The organism is Xenorhabdus sp. NBAII XenSa04 (assembly GCF_963866145.1).
Classification (GTDB): domain Bacteria; phylum Pseudomonadota; class Gammaproteobacteria; order Enterobacterales; family Enterobacteriaceae; genus Xenorhabdus; species Xenorhabdus indica.
In genome coordinates this window covers 1-18,120 of sequence record NZ_CAWMEB010000437.1, presented here as the reverse complement: position 1 = coordinate 18,120, position 18,120 = coordinate 1, and the positions used below count along the sequence as shown (strand labels likewise).

At 41.5% G+C, this 18,120-nt stretch carries 16 protein-coding genes; 5 read left to right on the top strand and 11 right to left on the bottom strand.

From position 1 onward, the window contains the following. The first annotated feature begins 18 nt into the window (after positions 1–18). The gene (rlmC, locus tag AAC147_RS18575) at positions 19–1,152 is read left to right on the top strand and encodes a 23S rRNA (uracil(747)-C(5))-methyltransferase RlmC (protein WP_047683665.1); all 1,134 of its coding nucleotides are present in this window, start codon (positions 19–21) and stop codon (positions 1,150–1,152) included. 108 nt (positions 1,153–1,260) lie between these two features. Here rlmC and artM read toward each other — a convergent pair whose 3' ends face one another. From artM to cspD, 6 genes are all read right to left on the bottom strand, one after another. Beyond that, the gene (gene artM / locus AAC147_RS18570) at positions 1,261–1,929 is read right to left on the bottom strand and encodes an arginine ABC transporter permease ArtM (protein WP_047683663.1); all 669 of its coding nucleotides are present in this window, start codon (positions 1,927–1,929) and stop codon (positions 1,261–1,263) included. Beyond that, positions 1,922–2,644, bottom strand: a complete 723-nt coding sequence (gene artQ / locus AAC147_RS18565; RefSeq protein ID WP_047683660.1) for an arginine ABC transporter permease ArtQ — start codon at positions 2,642–2,644, stop codon at positions 1,922–1,924. The genes artM and artQ overlap by 8 nt, the downstream gene beginning before the upstream one ends. A gap of 14 nt (positions 2,645–2,658) precedes the next feature. Then, a complete protein-coding gene (artJ, locus tag AAC147_RS18560) occupies positions 2,659–3,396 on the bottom strand; it encodes an arginine ABC transporter substrate-binding protein (RefSeq protein ID WP_047683657.1) in 738 nt (245 codons plus the stop codon). Between the two features lie 96 nt (positions 3,397–3,492). Continuing rightward, positions 3,493–4,221, bottom strand: a complete 729-nt coding sequence (gene artP, locus AAC147_RS18555; RefSeq protein WP_047683654.1) for an arginine ABC transporter ATP-binding protein ArtP — start codon at positions 4,219–4,221, stop codon at positions 3,493–3,495. Positions 4,222–4,445: 224 nt separating this feature from the next. After that, positions 4,446–5,348: a lysine exporter LysO family protein gene (locus tag AAC147_RS18550; RefSeq protein ID WP_047683651.1), complete on the bottom strand. Its 903-nt coding sequence runs from the start codon at positions 5,346–5,348 to the stop codon at positions 4,446–4,448. A 594-nt stretch (positions 5,349–5,942) separates the two neighbouring features. Continuing rightward, on the bottom strand, positions 5,943–6,173 hold the full coding sequence (gene cspD, locus AAC147_RS18545; protein WP_047683649.1) for a cold shock-like protein CspD: 231 nt from the start codon (positions 6,171–6,173) through the stop codon (positions 5,943–5,945). A 324-nt stretch (positions 6,174–6,497) separates the two neighbouring features. On the opposite strand from cspD, the gene clpS reads away from it, so the two are divergent. Continuing rightward, positions 6,498–6,818: an ATP-dependent Clp protease adapter ClpS gene (gene clpS / locus AAC147_RS18540; protein WP_047683646.1), complete on the top strand. Its 321-nt coding sequence runs from the start codon at positions 6,498–6,500 to the stop codon at positions 6,816–6,818. Positions 6,819–6,849: 31 nt separating this feature from the next. Next, positions 6,850–9,135 (top strand): ATP-dependent Clp protease ATP-binding subunit ClpA, encoded by a 2,286-nt coding sequence (gene clpA / locus AAC147_RS18535; protein WP_047683643.1) that lies wholly within the window; start codon positions 6,850–6,852, stop codon positions 9,133–9,135. 132 nt (positions 9,136–9,267) lie between these two features. Here the strand turns inward: clpA and infA are convergent, their stop codons facing one another. The 5 genes from infA to trxB form a co-directional block, all read right to left on the bottom strand. Continuing rightward, the gene (gene infA / locus AAC147_RS18530) at positions 9,268–9,486 is read right to left on the bottom strand and encodes a translation initiation factor IF-1 (RefSeq protein ID WP_002211347.1); all 219 of its coding nucleotides are present in this window, start codon (positions 9,484–9,486) and stop codon (positions 9,268–9,270) included. 154 nt (positions 9,487–9,640) lie between these two features. Continuing rightward, the gene (gene aat, locus AAC147_RS18525) at positions 9,641–10,330 is read right to left on the bottom strand and encodes a leucyl/phenylalanyl-tRNA--protein transferase (protein WP_047683639.1); all 690 of its coding nucleotides are present in this window, start codon (positions 10,328–10,330) and stop codon (positions 9,641–9,643) included. Positions 10,331–10,338: 8 nt separating this feature from the next. Continuing rightward, complete coding sequence (gene cydC, locus AAC147_RS18520) at positions 10,339–12,081, bottom strand: heme ABC transporter ATP-binding protein/permease CydC (protein WP_047683636.1); 1,743 nt, start codon at positions 12,079–12,081, stop codon at positions 10,339–10,341. Between the two features lie 2 nt (positions 12,082–12,083). Beyond that, on the bottom strand, positions 12,084–13,853 hold the full coding sequence (gene cydD / locus AAC147_RS18515; protein WP_047683633.1) for a heme ABC transporter permease/ATP-binding protein CydD: 1,770 nt from the start codon (positions 13,851–13,853) through the stop codon (positions 12,084–12,086). Positions 13,854–14,003: 150 nt separating this feature from the next. Further along, a complete protein-coding gene (gene trxB, locus AAC147_RS18510) occupies positions 14,004–14,963 on the bottom strand; it encodes a thioredoxin-disulfide reductase (RefSeq protein WP_047683630.1) in 960 nt (319 codons plus the stop codon). Positions 14,964–15,599: 636 nt separating this feature from the next. Here trxB and lrp point away from each other — a divergent pair. Next, complete coding sequence (lrp, locus tag AAC147_RS18505) at positions 15,600–16,094, top strand: leucine-responsive transcriptional regulator Lrp (protein WP_004256338.1); 495 nt, start codon at positions 15,600–15,602, stop codon at positions 16,092–16,094. A 139-nt stretch (positions 16,095–16,233) separates the two neighbouring features. Further along, positions 16,234–18,120: DNA translocase FtsK 4TM domain-containing protein (locus tag AAC147_RS18500; RefSeq protein WP_047683623.1), on the top strand; the 1,887-nt coding region annotated here is incomplete at its 3' end.

The window sequence follows — 18,120 nt, the reverse complement described above, 5'->3', positions numbered from 1 at the left end:
TTAATGTGGTTTTTTACAATGCAGTGTGCGCAGTATACCGCGGGGCATTGTCACTCCTGCCAGTGGCTTGATAAGTCCTATTTAAAACAATTGTCTGATAAACAAGAACATTTACAACAACTTTTACAACTATCATCAATAACGTGCTGGCAACCTCCTGTTGCCAGTCAACTTACTGAATTTCGTAATAAAGCTAAAATGGTAGTGAGTGGCAGTGTTGAGCGTCCGCTACTTGGGATGTTGCACCGGGATGGTAGGGCAGTCGATCTTTGCGATTGTCCCTTATATCCACAACATTTCCAGTCAGTACTCGAAGTAATAAAAGTATTTATTGCTAAAGCGGGATTAGTTCCATACAACGTTGCACGTAAAAAAGGTGAGCTCAAATATATTTTATTGACCGAAAGTCGTGCTAGCAGAGAAATTATGCTGCGATTTGTGTTGCGTTCAGAAACCAAGTTGGAACAGTTAAAACGTGCTTTACCGTGGTTACAAGAACAATTACCACAATTAGTGGTGATTTCCGCAAACATTCAGCCTGTTCATATGGCGATCCTGGAAGGTGAAAAAGAGATCATTTTCACTGAAAAGAACATGCTACAGGAAAATTTTAATAATATTCCGTTGTATATTCGCCCCCGTAGCTTTTTCCAGACTAATCCCGATATTGCTTCACGACTCTATGCAACTGCCGGGCAGTGGGTCAGAGAGTTGAATATAAACAGTATGTGGGATCTGTTTTGTGGAGCAGGTGGTTTTGGCCTGCATTGTGCAGATGAAGAGACAAGGCTGACTGGTATTGAAATCAGTGAGGAAGCTATTGCTTGTGCGAAGAATTCGGCTAATAGCCTTGGACTTAAACATGTTGAATTTCAGGCGCTGGATTCTACACGTTTTGCTCTTGATAAATCTCAGCTCCCTGAGTTGGTGCTGGTTAACCCTCCACGCAGAGGAATGGGTAAGGCGCTTTGCCAATATCTTAATCGTATGGCTCCTAAATTTATTCTTTATTCAAGCTGTAATGCTGAAACTATGGCAAAAGATATTACTATGCTCGAACGATACCGAATAGAGAAAGTACAATTATTCGATATGTTCCCCCATACAGAGCATTATGAAACGCTGGCATTATTAGTTATTGTTGGCAATTAACCGGAATGAGAGATATTTCCATTGTTGATAACAGCTTGTTGGTAATAGATTACTGATAACAAATAGCAATCAACAATGGAAGTGAAAATAACAATAATACAGATAATCTTAATTACGTTGCTCAAATAATAAGGTGCGTCGTTCAATCAAGCGCATGAGTAATGTTAAAAGGCCATTTATACAAAGATAAATAATACCTGCGGCAACAAATACTGTTGCATCATAGCTGCGGCCAAACTGGAGTTGGCTGTATCCCATTATATCCAGCAGCGTTATCGTACTGGCCAATGAAGTGCTTTTGAAAATTAATACAACCTCATTCGAATAGGAGGAAAGTGCTCTTTTGAGGGCATAAGGTAACAGAATGCACAGAGAATGCGTTTTTGACATCCCAAGAGCGTAGCAGGATTGCCATTGTCCGGCCGGAATTGCTTTAACTGCACCATAAAAAAGTTGAGTCGAATATGCTGCACTATTTAATGCTAATGTCACCATAGCGCAAAGCCATGGTTCGGACATGAGTTGCCATAACCATGGATATGCTTTCAGTGACGGAAATTGTCCTGGGCCGTAGTAAATCAAAAAGAACTGTACGAGCAAGGGGGTTCCGGTAAACAGTGTGATGTAGCCTTTCACCAATTGCGATAATACCGGCAGTTTCATCGTCAGAATAGCAGTCAGGGTGACAGACATCATAAATGCTACCAGCAATGCGGTAACAGTCAGACTCAGGCTGGTTTGTAAACCTGGTAAAATATCCTTTACATACTCAAACATCAGAAGTACTCCGTTCAAAATGAGTAGCGCGCACTTCAAGTCGTTTGAGGATAAATTGGCTCACCAATGTAATAAGCAGGTAGATAGCGGCGGCAACCATATACCAGGTGAATGGTTCTTGTGTGCGGGTGGCAATACTTTTTGTTTGTAACATCAGATCATTAACACTTATCAGTGAGACCAACGCTGTGTCTTTCAATAAGACTAACCATTGATTACCAAGCCCCGGCAAAGCATGGCGCCACATTTGCGGCATAATTAAACGAAAAAAGATATGGCTTTGGCTTAACCCTAATGCTTGCCCGGCTTCTCGTTGCCCTATCGGGATTGCTTTCAATGCTCCCCTTAGTGTTTGAGAGGCATATGCAGAATAAAGTAGAGAGAGGGCAATAACACCACAAAGGAAAGGGCTGACATCAAAACTGTCAATTTCCATTTGTATCCTGAATTGCCACACCACAAGATTGATATCAATTCCTTCTGACAGGGTGATCAGAAGTTGTGAACTCCCAAAATAGATAAAAAGAACCACTAAAATTTCAGGTAGTCCACGGATCAAAGTAACCCAGCAGGATCCTAGAAATGCAAAGAGTTTCCAACGGGAAGATTCCCAGGTAGCAAAAAGCATTGCCAGAATCAGACCAGCTACCAGAGATGCAATAGCAAGGCCGACGGTTATACCGGCGGCACTGATTAAAGATTGAAGTTCATTCATAAAGATTCAGCTAATTATTGTTCAAACCAGACCTTGTAGATAGTGTCATAAGTGCCATCTTGCTTAATTTCAGCCAGAGCCTGGTTCAGTTTGTTTAATAAGACGGTATTACCTTTACGAACAGCTATACCTAAACCTGTACCGAAGTAATTTTTGTCAGTAACTTTTTCGCCAATAGTACCCAGTTCTTTATTCTTTTTTAGCCACACATTAACAACAGCAGTATCACCGAATAATGCATCAATACGCCCATTTTTCAGATCAAGGATCGCATTTTGATAGCTGTCATAAGGAACACTTTTTAGCTCCTTATGCTGTTCCATGAGATATTTTTGATGTGTTGTGCCGTTTTGAGTACCTACTAGTTTTCCTTTAAGTTCAGTGAGTTGTGAATATTTTCCTTTGGCAGTGACAAATATGGCCGAGTTGTCATAATAAGTATCAGTGAAATCAACTTGATTCTGTCTGTCAGGCGTAATATCGATACCTGCCATCAATACATCAACGCGGCGGAATTTCAGGCTAGGAATGAGACTATCGAATGCTTGGTTGGTGAAGGTACATTCGGCATGGATCCTTTTACATATAGCGTTTGCTAAATCCACATCGAATCCCTGTATTTTATTATTTTCATCAATAAACTCAAAAGGAGGATAGGTTGCTTCAGTGGCAAAACGGAGTGTTTGTTTTTCTGCTGCGGTCGCGGATAGTGTTATTGAACTTAGTAAGGCTGCAAGTAATAATTTTTTCATTGCCATGTCCTGTAATTCATGCGCATGTGGTTGATGAATGTTATTGGTATTTTTTTGTTAACGAGTTATCCGATTGGCTGAATTAATATAGTAGGTTCAGTGTGCTAAATAATTAGCAAAAGCTTCTGTATGAGGCTCCAAAAAATGGCTCGCATCACCTTTTTCTATAATTCGTCCTTTCTCCATGTAGATGAACTGACTTGCTGTTTTACGGGCAAGCTCTACCTCATGTGTCACGATAATTTGTGTGATCCCGGTTTCTGCCAACTCTTTTATTATGTCAACGACTTGAGATGTGATTTCTGGATCAAGTGCAGCAGTGGGTTCATCAAACAGCAGAACTTGAGGTTCCATCATCAACGCTCGTGCAATGGCGACACGTTGCTGTTGTCCGCCTGACAAATGTAATGGAAAACGATTGGAAAACTCTTCCAGACGAAGACGGGAGAGTAATTTTACCGCTTTTTCCTGCGCTTGTTGTTCAGGTAGTCCTAATACTCGACGGGGAGCTTCAGTCAGGTTATCCATTACGGTCAGGTGTGGCCACAAATTGTATTGTTGGAAAACCATACCCACTTTCTGCCGTAGGACACGGATTTCTTTTTCACCAGGGGGGTGTTTAAAGTCAAATTGATGCTGTGCCACACTTAACTGACCAGAACGTGGCATCTCCAGTAAATTCAGGACTCGTAGTAAGGAACTTTTGCCCGCGCCACTAGGCCCTAGTAATACTACGGTTTCTCCTGAAGCACATTCGAAATTGATATCAAATAAAGCCTGATGAGTTCCATAGAAGTAATCGATGTTTTTTAATTGAATTTTCATGCGAAAAATATGAATAGTTAACTGATTGATGGGATATTAATCTTAAAAGAATAACTATGCAATATTGTCTGTATAAGATTGTTGTTTTAGTCAGTTTAATAGGTTAACTAATCATGTCGCTGATATTTTTTTGGTTTTTTTGTTCTCTAACATGTTTTTTCTGATTAAGTATTATGCTGTTAAATGATGGTGCTAATTTTTTATACCAAAAACATGAGCTAAGTCTACTGGGTAAAAAATGCAATAAATATAGGTGTCATTAAGCTCAAAATGAAACCATGAACGATAGCAGCGGGTACGATACTCAAACCACCACAGCGTTGTAATATGGGTAATGTGAAATCTATTGATGTAGCTCCGGTTAAACCCAATGCCGTAGAACGGTATCGATTGATTAGTATGGGGATAAGCATAATTGATGCCAGTTCACGAGCCAAGTCATTGAAAAAAGCCGTACTGCCTAATACTGGCCCATAGGCATCAGAGAGTAAAATGCCAGAAAGAGAATACCAGCCATAGCCAGATGCAACGGCAAGGCCTGTTTTGGTCGGTAGCCCTAGAAGAAAAGCAGCCAGTATACCGCCTAAAAGAGAACTGACCGCAACAACGATAGCAACAATGGTTCCACGGCGATTAATCAGGGTCTGTTTCAGGGTCATGCCGTTATTGCGTAGCTGAATCCCGACAAGAAAAAGTAAAAAAATTAAAGTGATTTCACTGGCTTTGCTGGCAAAATGAAACCATGACCATTCCGTCAAACCAAATAAAAAACCCAATATTAGAGCACCACATAATTTAATGGAATCAAACGCCATATGCAGACGGGAAGGAGGGCTTTCTTGCTTATACTCTGCAATAATCCACGGTTTTCTTTTATCCAACAGGAAAAGTGCCAGTAAATTAGTTGTAAAGATGCACAGAAAAAATGTCATTGCATATAGCAAGATAGAGAGTAGGTTATTGCCCAGATCTTCCAGCATAGCAAGGCTGATGCCCATGAAAACGAGGATGAGGTAAACCATGACATTGAGCAGTTGGTGAACCCTGGTAAGTATCATTTTATTATTTAGACGGATCAGATAACCCAGGCTCAATGGAAGGAGGATAATTAGTAATCCTGAATACATGTCACAATCCTTATTATAATAAATGTCTTTTTATCTGTTTTTATACCCTTTATCTTACGAGTTTCATTATTAGCTACATTCATACTTATGGCCGCAGCAGGTAATCTATCGGGTATACCTTTAGCTGGTCATAAAAACCTAAAAAATGATAACAACAATAAATTTACACTGTAATAACAAGTAGGATAAAGGGAAAGCCACTGAAAATCAACGCGTTTTTTACTATATGATAAGGATGAAATCATTAAATAAAATGAAGTGATTTTGATACTGAATAGAAGAATATTTTCCTGAATTGTATGGCAATTTCTGACCTTAGGTAACAATCAGTTGTTACTGACATTTAATGAAAAAACTCTCCTGATTCTTACATCTATTTCATTTACATCTAATTTATTTACATCTAACTCATTTATATCTATCGTGGATAGACAATTGGCATATTAGAGTTGATAAGAATAGAAAACGTGAGATGTTGTGCCAAGCTTATCGTTGATTTTAGATCCTTAGCCAGAGAAAAAATGATATGGATAATGGATAATAACACGCCACAGATAACGTTTGTTTACCTGTGGCGTGGAAATTAAGAATTGATTACTCTTTTCTTGATTTTAAGCCATCTTCCAAAGGAACAATAAGACTGGCATGAGTGCCTTTAGGGCCTTGATTAACACTGAAATTCACTTTTTGTCCAGCTTTCAGCGTCCTATAACCATCCATCTGAATAGTTGAATAGTGAGCGAATATGTCATCGCCACCGTCAGTCGGACAAATAAATCCAAAGCCCTTTGCATTATTGAACCATTTAACTGTGCCTGTTTCCATACTTCTCTATCCCTCGTATTATGATTTCGGATTCAGGAATCACTAAAAATTTCAGGATCATGAACAGTCGTTCAGCTAGGAATGGTGTTCATAAAATACACTGTAGTGAAATTCATTTCATCGTCAAGCATAGAAATAGCGTCAAGTTGTCTCAAATTGTTAAAGTTTGATATAGATAACGGTATCAGATTTTCAGGTGGAAGACTTGTTCTGATCGTCTACGGGAATAAGCAGAGTGCTTTATGCAGTGATAAAATATATAGAGGTAGAACGAATTAGTTCATACTAAAATCCGGTAGAAAGATAATACTCAGTGGAAAGACAATGAGTCAGTTTTATAACAGTTTGAATTTTGAAGAATTTATTGAAGATAAAGAAAAGCAAGCGTTACAGCCTCCATCAATGTATAAGATTATTCTTAACAATGATGATTATACCCCTATGGAGTTTGTGGTTGACGTATTGCAAAAGTTCTTTTCTTATGATGTTGAACGAGCAACGCAACTAATGCTGGATGTCCATTACCAAGGGAAGGCTATTTGCGGTATTTATACAGCAGAGGTCGCAGAAACTAAGGCTGCGCAAGTGAACATGTATGCGAAGGAGCACGAGCATCCGTTACTTTGCACGCTAGAAAAGGTCTGATCTGGCTTATTGATTTTGGGAGGAGGTGCTTATGCTCAATCAAGAATTGGAGCTTAGTCTCAACATTGCTTTTGCCAAAGCAAGGGATAACAGACATGAATTTATGACTGTAGAGCACCTGTTGCTGGCGTTGTTAAGTAACACATCAGCGCGAGAAGCACTGGAGGCTTGTAAGGTCGACTTGGCAATATTACGCCAAGAATTAGAAAATTTTATCACTCAAACAACCCCTTTACTATCTGAGAATGATGATCGAGATACACAACCAACGTTGAGTTTTCAGCGTGTTTTGCAACGTGCGGTATTTCATGTTCAATCTTCAGGGCGCTCAGAAGTTTCTGGGGCAAATGTGTTAGTTGCGATTTTTAGTGAACAGGAATCTCAGGCGGCTTATTTACTGCGTAAGCATGATGTTAGCCGACTGGATGTTGTGAATTTTATATCTCACGGAACACGTAAAGATGAACTCGATAGTGAGCTTCATCACAACGTTAATCCAGTTCAGGAAGAACAAGTGATAGGTGAAGATCGATTGGAGAATTTCACTACAAACCTGAATCTGTTAGCGCAGAAAGGGCAGATTGATCCACTTGTCGGACGTCAGCATGAATTGGAAAGGACAATTCAGGTGCTATGTCGTCGGCGTAAGAACAATCCTTTGTTTGTGGGTGAATCCGGGGTTGGTAAAACAGCGATTGCGGAAGGGCTTGCATGGCGTATTGTACAAAAAGATGTCCCTGGGGTGATGAAAGATTGTACGATTTATTCATTGGATATTGGTTCGTTACTGGCAGGAACAAAATATCGTGGCGATTTTGAGAAGCGCTTCAAAACCTTGTTAAAAATATTAGAACAAGATAGTAAAAGTATTCTCTTTATCGACGAAATTCATACTATTATCGGAGCTGGTGCTGCTTCGGGCGGGCAAGTGGATGCCGCTAATCTGATTAAACCGCTTTTATCCAGCGGTCGTATTCGGGTAATTGGTTCAACAACTTATCAAGAATTCAGCAATATCTTTGAGAAAGATCGCGCTTTGGCTCGGCGGTTTCAGAAGATTGATATTCTTGAACCTTCTTCTGAAGAAACGATACAGATTATTCATGGCTTACGAGCCAAATATGAAGCACATCATGATGTCCGCTATACATCGAAAGCTATTCGGGCTGCTGTTGAGTTATCCGTGAAATACATTACTGACCGCCATTTGCCGGACAAAGCTATTGATGTCATTGATGAAGCAGGAGCTCGAACAAGGTTAGTCCCGGTCAGCCGTCGCAGAAAGACAATCAATGTTTCAGACATTGAATCTGTTGTGGCTCGTATTGCCCGTATTCCTGAGAAAACAGTTTCAGCCAGTGATAAAGATGTATTGAGAACACTGGATGATCGTTTGAAGATGTTGGTTTTTGGTCAGGGTAAAGCAATTGGAGCATTAACAGAAGCCATTAAAATGAGTCGTGCTGGTTTGAGGCAGGAGTATAAACCAGTTGGTTCTTTTCTATTTGCGGGACCCACAGGGGTTGGTAAAACTGAAGTGACAGTCCAGTTAGCCAAAGTACTTAATATCAAGCTACTGCGGTTTGATATGTCTGAATATATGGAACGTCATACTGTGAGCCGCCTGATTGGCGCACCACCAGGTTATGTTGGTTATGATCAGGGGGGGTTATTGACAGATGCGATTATCAAACACCCTCATTCTGTATTGCTGCTTGACGAAATAGAGAAAGCTCATCCTGATGTATTCAATATACTGCTGCAAGTTATGGATAATGGAACATTGACTGATAACAATGGCCGGAAGGCGGATTTCCGTAATGTTATTTTAGTCATGACAACCAATGCCGGGGTGCGTGAGACACAGCGTAAATCCATCGGTTTCAGCGAGCAGGATAATAGCATTGATGGTATGGAAGAAATTAAGCGAACCTTTACCCCTGAATTCCGTAATCGACTTGACAGCATCATTTGGTTTGATGCACTTTCTGCGGAAGTTATTCAGCAAGTAGTTGATAAATTTATTGTTGAACTACAAGCTCAGTTGGATGAAAAAGGGGTTTCTCTGGAAATCAGTACAGATGCCCGTCAGTGGTTATGTGATAAAGGGTACGATAAAGCGATGGGCGCTCGTCCCATGGCTCGCGTGATCCAGGATAGCCTGAAAAAACCTTTAGCCAATGAATTGCTGTTTGGTTCCTTAGTACATGGCGGATCTGTCAGGATTACTCTTGATAAAGATAAGCAGGCACTAAAATACGATTTCAAAGGTGTACAAAAGTCGAATAAGAAAAAATCAGAAGATGCCGTGCTATAAATAAGTATGGAAACGATAGAATAAGTATGGAAAAAAATAAGTACGGAAAACACTGGCCGTATGATTAAGAGTGACACCACAGGAGAATGTTGAAAAAACACATTTACCTGTGGTGTTAAGAAGGTATGTGAATCAGCGGCTACGGAAGACGATACGGCCTTTGCTCAGGTCATATGGAGTTAGCTCAACTGTAACCTTGTCTCCAGTCAGGATGCGGATGTAGTTCTTACGCATTTTGCCTGAAATATGAGCAGTAACGACGTGTCCATTTTCTAGTTCGACACGGAACATGGTGTTTGGCAGTGTATCTAACACAGTGCCTTGCATTTCAATATTGTCTTCTTTGGCCATCTAATCCTCTAAATGTAACAACCATAGTTTTTAACCGGCAAGATAATGCCGAAAAACCCTCATTATGTAAAGGAATGTCGTATTTTAAACCATCATTTTCCTCATAATGGAATTGACACTCCCACCGTAAACAGCATAAATCACCAAGTGTTGATTATAATTCCAGCACTTGTGTATCCCAGCAGCCTTCCTGCAATGATTGTTTTTTACATTGCTCAAGATACTGGAGAAATTCTCTCCTTGGAATATTTTTCGCGCCCAGTGCCTCTGTATGGTGATTTAACACCTGGCAATCAAACAGCTGACCGCTATGACGTAAAAAATGATGATAGAATGCCACAAAAGCACACTTGGATGCATTCTCCATTTTGCTGAACATCGATTCACCACAAAATAGCGTTCCTACACTAACACCGTATAATCCACCAACAAGCTGGTGTTTGTGCCAGACTTCAACCGAATGAGCCATACCTTCCTGATGCAAGGTTTGATAACCGTGCTGAATATCAGCCCCGATCCACGTACCTTCTTGTCGCTGACCACAACCATATATCACCTGATCGAAAGCATAGTTTACCGTAATTTGATAAGGATGTTTGCGAATAAAACGTCGCAGAGTACGTCCGGTATGTAATTCTCCAGGGATCAAAACCGCTCTGGGATCCGGAGACCACCATAAGGGGGGCTCATCAGGCGAAAACCATGGGAAAATTCCCTTACTATAAGCTGCTTTTAAGCGTTCTGCACTCAAATCCCCTCCGAATGCTAACAGACCATTCGGCTCTGCTAATGCATTGGTTGGATGAGGAAATTCATATGAGTTATCCAATTGAGCTATCAACATAAAAGTTATCACTCCTGCTCAGGATAATACTGCCGTTGATAGAATTGGTAATAACGTCCTTGCTGGGACAGTAACATGTCGTGTTGCCCTTGCTCAATGATACGCCCCCCATCCATTACACAGATACGATCCATGTATTGTAAGCCAGTTAACCGATGGGTAATTACAATAAGCGTTTTATTTTGGCAACTATCGCGTAATAGCGACAGAATTTGTTGTTCAGTATCTGCATCAAGCCCTTCTGTCGGCTCATCCAGAAGCATAAGTGGAGAATTATGCAGCAATGCCCTGGCAATACCCAAGCGGCGTTGTTCTCCACCAGAAAGTTGGCGCCCACCTTCGCCCATCCAACAGTTTAGCTTTTCATTGTTGTCTAGCAAGTTTCCCAATCCGACCTGCTTTAACACTGCTGTTAATTCTTCATCAGTAGCATCTGGTTTTGCCAATAACAAATTTTCGCGCAGAGTATGGCTGAATACATGTATCCGCTGAGGAACGATAGACATTATCGATCTCAGTGTAGCTTCATCATAATGAGAGATAGGCTGTTGGTTGATTAAAATCTCTCCGTGATTAACATCCCATGCTCGGGTCAATAATTGTAAAAGAGTCGATTTACCACAGCCTGTTTTGCCCAACAAAGCAATATGTTCACCCGCTTGCAGAGCCAGAGAAATATTCTGTAATACTGGCAAGGGTTGATTAGGATAAGTGAACTCAATGTTTTTTATCTCAAGACTGAGATTATCTGTACTTTCTGGCCCGTGTGCAGGGAAGGTAACTTCGGCTTTCTGGTGCATTAACTGAGAGACACGTGTAGCTGAGGAGATAACTTGCCCCATGTGTTGGAAAGCTACAGTGACTGGCCCAAGAGACTCAAAAGCAGCGAGAGCACAGAATGTAAACAGAGCGATCAATGCTCCGGGATGATTGTTTCCGCCTATACCTGCTGCTGCCAGCCACAATATCAGTGTCACTGTGATGCCAGTGGCAAAAATCATAATGGCTTGAGAAAGCCCCGTCAGATTAGCTTGCTGCTGCTGACACTTTAACCACTTGGATTCAATCTCAGACATTGAGTGGCGGAAGCGCAGAAGAGCACCGAATACGGTCAACTCTGCCTGACCTTGTAATGCACTGGTAAGCAATGTTCGATATTGGCCGCGTAATAAAGTGATATTCCTGCCGTAAGGTTTACCCACATGATAAAACACAAAAGGTAATGTCAGTAGCAGCCCTAACAGAATACCGCCAAGGGTATAGGCAAGCGTTTTATCAAGGAACCCCAAGCCAAATGTCAGGATAACAATGACGGCAAGTGCAGCGAGAACTGGAGACATGACACGTAGGTAGAGATGATCTAACGTTTCGACATCAGCCACAACCCTATTCAATAACTCTCCCTGACGAAAACGAGCGATACCTCCCGGAGAAAGTGGCAGGATCTTCTGAAAGGTAAAAACCCGAAGATGTGCCAATACCCGGAATGTAGCATCATGGCTGACCAATCGCTCACCATAACGCCCGGCTGTGCGAAAAATAGCTGCCCCACGGACACCTGCCGCAGGCAGCATGTAATTGAAGGTATATTTTCCGGCAAATCCTGCTACAGCAGTGCCGGCAAGAAACCAACCGGACAGCGTAAGTAAGCCAATACTGGCTAGCAGGGTTACAACTGCCAAAATCATACCTAAACTAATAAGAAACCAATGGCGGCGATAGAGTGCGAGAAAAGGGAATAATACACGCATGATTAAAGCTCCACACTGCGATGAGACAACAGACGGGAAAATGCACCTTGAGATTGGCTCAAATTTTGATAGTTATCTTTTTCGATAATTAACCCGCTATCCATAACCCAGATTTGGTCGTATTTCAGCGTTTCTTCCAGTAAGTGTGTAACCAATAATGTTGTTTGCTGACCGGATGCCTGATTCAATGCCATCATCACGCGTTGTTCACTATTAGTATCAAGGCTGGCTGCGGGTTCATCCATTAACAAGAGCTGGCACGGATTTAATAATGCCCGTGCTACAGCGATACGCTGAGCCTGTCCAACAGATAGACGAGCCGCATTATCACCAATAACTGTGTTTATACCATCAGGGAGATCACAGACAAACTCATCGACATAAGCGCGTTTCATTACATCGTGGATCTGTTCTGGGGGCGCATCAAATTGACCAAGACGAATATTATCGAGTACCGTTTGTTCCGGCAGATGAGGGTTTTGTCCAACCCAACTTACTTGTTCACGCCATTTATCGAGATCAAGCTCACGCAATTCGTTTCCATTGATTTTCAATGAACCCCGGTAAGGAAGAAAACCGAGTAACACATTTATCAGTGAACTTTTTCCTGCGCCACTTTTTCCCACTAATGCAATGCGTTGATACTTATCAATTGTAAAATTTAAAGGGCCAGCAAGACGATGCCCATCATGTGACAGAATTTCCAATTCACTTGCTTCAATAGCCACTGATTTTTTATCTGATAAGGTTTTTCTGCCGCTGTATGGGGTGTGTTCCCCATTGCTGCTTAACAAGGTGAAAAGTGATTCCGCAGCGCCCACAGCCTGGGCTTTAGCATGATAAAAAGTGCCCAAATCACGCAGTGGTTGGAAAAATTCAGGAGCAAGGATAAGTGCAAGGAAACCGGCAAATAATGTCACGCCAAGGCCATAACTGCCAAAATGTAACTCTCCCAGATAAGAAAAACCAAAATAAACAGCGACAACAGCAATGGAAACAGCCGCAAAAAATTCCAATACCGCAGAAGATAAAAATGCCATACGTAGTACTTCCATTGTCCTGCGTCGGAAATCTTCTGTCGATTCGGTAATTTGTTTAATTTCGGCTTTTCCACGATGGAACAAACGCAATGTTTCGAGACCACGTAAACGATCCAGAAAATGACCACTTAAGCGACCAAGTGCAACAAAATTGCGTCGGTTAGCATCAGCAGCCCCTAATCCGACCAATGCCATGAAAATAGGGATTAATGGCGCCGTTACGAACAGAATAACACCAGCGACCCAATTGATGGGAAAGATAGTGATAAGGATTAAGACAGGGATAGTAGCCGCAAGGGTCATTTGAGGTAAATAGCGGGAATAAAAATCCTGCATGTCTTCAATTTGTTCCAGAATAATGGTCGCCCAACTACCAGCCGGTTTGCCTTTTACCCAAACAGGTCCCAATTGTGTCAGCTTATCCAATACCATACTGCGGATTTGTTGACGCACGACTTTACCGCAGATAAACCCGATGCGCTCCCGGACAGCACTGACAATGGCTCTCAGCGTGAAAGAAGCCATCAACATCAGGAATTGGTTGATGAGATTTTCACGGGGAACATTATCCATAATGAGCGCCTGAAGAATAGAAGCGAGAAGCCAGGCCTGAGTGATAATCAGTAAACCACCAATTAGCCCTAGCAGCATGGATAGACGAAGCCATCGACGGGCTGGAGCGCTTTGCTGTTTCAGCCATCGAACAAGTTCAGATTGTCTTGTTTTGTCCATAAGAAAAATTTCAGATTAGCAGATGATGATACGGCATATCAAAAAGCTGGTAATCGTATTGCCAGCTTCCGCGCACTAGCACTATATTACCTGTAAAAAGTTACTTGTTAAAAAGCGCTATCGAAACAGCGCTTTTAGGGAAAGATAATCTTATTTAGTTGCCAGTCCGTCCAGAAAACGTTCGGCGTCCAGCGCAGCCATACAGCCCGTGCCGGCTGAAGTGATAGCTTGTCGATAAACATGATCCATGACATCACCTGCGGCAAATATGCCGGGAATGGAGGTCTGGGTGGCATTTCCATGCAGACCGGACTGAACTTTGATGTACCCGTTTTCCAGCTCAAGCTGCCCTGCAAAAATGTCGGTATTAGGACTATGACCGATAGCGATGAAAACACCTGCAACATCCAGTTCTTCAGTGTTGTCACTTTTCGTATCGCGAATACGGATACCTGTTACACCCATTTCATCACCCAAAACTTCGTCTAAGGTGCGATCAGTATGCAAAATAATATTGCCGTTTTTAACCTTATCCATCAAACGGTCAATCAAGATCTTTTCTGAACGGAAAGTATCACGGCGGTGGATCAGGTGAACTTCAGACGCAATATTCGCCAAGTATAATGCTTCTTCAACTGCAGTATTACCGCCACCTACGACAGCAACTTTTTGTTTACGGTAGAAAAAACCATCACAAGTTGCACAGGCAGAAACACCACGTCCTTTAAATGCTTCTTCGGAAGGCAGTCCCAAATAACGAGCAGAGGCACCTGTTGCGATGATTAAGGCATCACAGGTATATTCCTGATCATCACCATATAGATGGAATGTTTTTTTTGAGAAATCAACTTTCTTAATGTGATCAGTTATAATTTCTGTCTGAAATTTTTCAGCGTGCTGGAACATACGCTCCATCAAAACAGGGCCTGTTAGCCCCTCAGGATCACCGGGCCAGTTTTCAACTTCAGTCGTGGTGGTCAATTGACCGCCTTTCTCAACCCCGGTAATGAGTACGGGATTTAGATTAGCACGGGCCGCATAAACAGCAGCAGTATAACCAGCAGGACCTGAGCCAAGAATGATGAGCTTACTGTGTTTGGCTGTACTCATGAATACCTCATTTCCATTATCGCGTATTGCAGATTTAGGGATTGTAGGAGAAATAATAAGTTAAAAAAAGCGATTATCGGATAAAATATTCATGTTATTAACGATTTTACCGATAGATAGTAACTGTGATGTAATGGGAATGTAAGGAGTGAGTGCTTAACTTTTTGAATTGAACATCATTTATTCGTTTTAGGCATGAAACGAGCTATTGAAACGATTTACCGAAAATTTGTTTGGTAGGTTGTTCTGATTTTTGTTCATTTACTTTGACAATCGGCTATGCATTTGCGAAAACATCTATGTAAGAGATAATTATCTGCCTCGCTAATCAATTGTTTCTATAGAATAGACAATTTGGAGTAGATGATTTTCTCATAGAATATTAAAAATTGCCGATAAGCTGCTTTCTGAGAGACATAGTGTTTTGGGAGATAACATTCTGGAAGACGGTGCTCTAGTAAGTCGTGTTTTGGTTAATCGAGTTCTGGGAAATTGTATTCTGGAAGATTACGTGCAGGCCCCAAGCCTTGGTTACAGATTGAGCTTTAGCCTTTGAAGACATCTTTTCCAGCTCAATTGCTTAAAAGAGATAGGGAAAATGTTATGGGTGTAGGAATATAAAGAGAGAGCAATAAGATGATAGATAATAAGAAGCGTCCAGGAAAAGATCTTGATCGCATAGACCGTAATATCCTTAACGAATTGCAGAAAGACGGCCGTATTTCTAATGTGGAATTATCCAAACGGGTAGGGTTATCACCTACACCTTGTTTGGAACGCGTACGTCGTTTAGAGCGTCAAGGCTTTATTTCTGGTTATACTGCTTTGCTGAATCCCCATTATCTGGATGCATCATTGCTGGTATTCGTTGAAATTACCCTAAACCGTGGAGCAGCAGATGTTTTTGAGCAGTTCAATACTGCTGTACAAAAATTGGAAGAAATTCAAGAGTGCCATTTGGTTTCAGGGGATTTTGACTACTTACTGAAAACACGTGTGCCAGATATGTCTGCGTACCGTAAATTGCTTGGTGAGACCTTATTACGTCTTCCGGGCGTTAACGATACGCGTACTTATGTAGTCATGGAAGAAGTGAAACAGAGTAACCGTTTGGTAATTAAGACTCGTTAAGCTTTTGTCTACAATGTACAGTGTATAGATGCAAAACAGGAAAAATTTAGGTACACTCCTGTTTATGCATACAGTTTCAACGCTGAGCTAACCTCAGCGTTGTTCCGTTTAATCAACAGGAAAACCTGGAGAGCCTTTCTTGAACCAGGAATATACAGAAGACAAACGTGTTAGATTAAAAAGAGTAAGCAGTGGCCGTCGGCTTCTGGAAGCCGTTCTGTTGGTTATTGCTATATGTGCCGTATATTTAATGGTAGCACTTGTCAGTTTTCACCCTTCCGATCCTAGCTGGTCACAAACTGCCTGGCATGAACCTGTTCATAATTTAGGTGGCAGCATTGGTGCCTGGTTGTCAGACATACTATTCTCAGCATTTGGTATTCTTGCCTATGCAGTCCCACCCTTAATGCTTTTGGGTTGTTGGAATGCTTTCCGTCAGAAAAATAGGCAAGAGTATGTGGATTTCTTCACACTGGCATTACGTGTTATTGGTGCCCTAACTCTTATCTTGACTTCATGTGGTTTGGTTGCACTCAATATTGATGATTTGGGTGATTTTGCTTCAGGGGGTGTTATCGGTAGTCTGTTCAGTAACGCGATCCTGCCGTGGTTTAACATACTTGGTGCAACTTTAGCCTTACTTGGTACATGGGCTATCGGGTTCACATTATTTACGGGCTGGTCCTGGCTTACCATTGCAGAAAAAATCGGGGAGTACACTCTGGATTCGCTCAGTTTTGTGGTTAATCGTGGTCGCACACAAACTGATTATGATCATGAGTTGGAAAAAGAAGCTTTTCCTGAGTCTTCTGATGATATAAGCCATTCTAAACAAGGGGAGTCTAAAGTAACTCCTGTTAAGGCAATTCATGTTATTCAAAACACCATTGCTGATGATGAAGATGATGTGTTACTGACAGTTCCAACAGTGACAGAGTTGGTGAATACCAATTCAGAACAGCCAGTTATGGAAAAATCAGAGGAAACAATTTCACCTGAAATAGTTTCTTCTAAATCTGAAGATACTTCACCTGAACAGATGCAATCTACTCTGGAACAAAACAATAAATCTCACCTGATTAAGCCGCAAATATCCATAGTTCCAGAGGCAAAATCAATACAAACGGAATTAGGGCAGGCTGGAGTTGAACAGATGACTGAATCAGAACAAACTGAAAATAGTCAGGAGCAAGAGCCTACCCGGTATATATTTGAGCTGCCTGATGAGCAGCCGGGGAATGACATAGCAACACAGAGTGCTATACCAATGTCACCGCCTTCAAAAGAGAGTACTGATTTGCGGGATTCAGTAACTAGCTCTATTGCTGTTGTGAAGAATCCTCAGATGAAACAGGGAATAGGCCCTGAAATGCCAAGGCCGAATCCGGTACGAATACCGACTCGCCGTGAATTGTATGGTATTAAAGTCCCTTCTCACCGTTTGTCTGAGCATTTGCAGCGGAAAGAAAGACAGGCCGAACTCAATGCTGAAGCTGAAGAACAGAGAATGGATGAGCAGCAGCAAGACATACTGCGTGAGCAATTTATTGCGCAACAGCGTGAGCGTTATGGTTATGATTTGGAAAAAGAGGCAGAACAAGTAAAAGCTGAAAATTTCACCTCTATTTATAACCAACCAACACATGGTAAAACAACAACAGCAGAACAATCTGTTGAAGACCGTGATGATAAAGTACTAATCAGTATTGATGAACAAGCAGAGCAGGAAGAAACGTTGCGGAAAGAATTTGAACAGCAGCAACGTGAACGTTATCAAAGCCAACTTGCTGTTTCGCAGCAGTCTGAACAGCCTATGTTTGGTTATTTTTCACCAAATAATAGCGTAGAAATTTCTGAGCCAGCAGAACCATTATTTATGCCTTCTGAGTCTATGCCACAGGAAGAGGCGGCTATTCAGCCAGAACAAGAAAAAAATATTGCTCCTGTTTCAACAGATTCTTCTGTTTTAAAAACTTCTCATCAGCCGGAAACTACGCATACTTTTGCGCAGCAACCGCAGCAACCG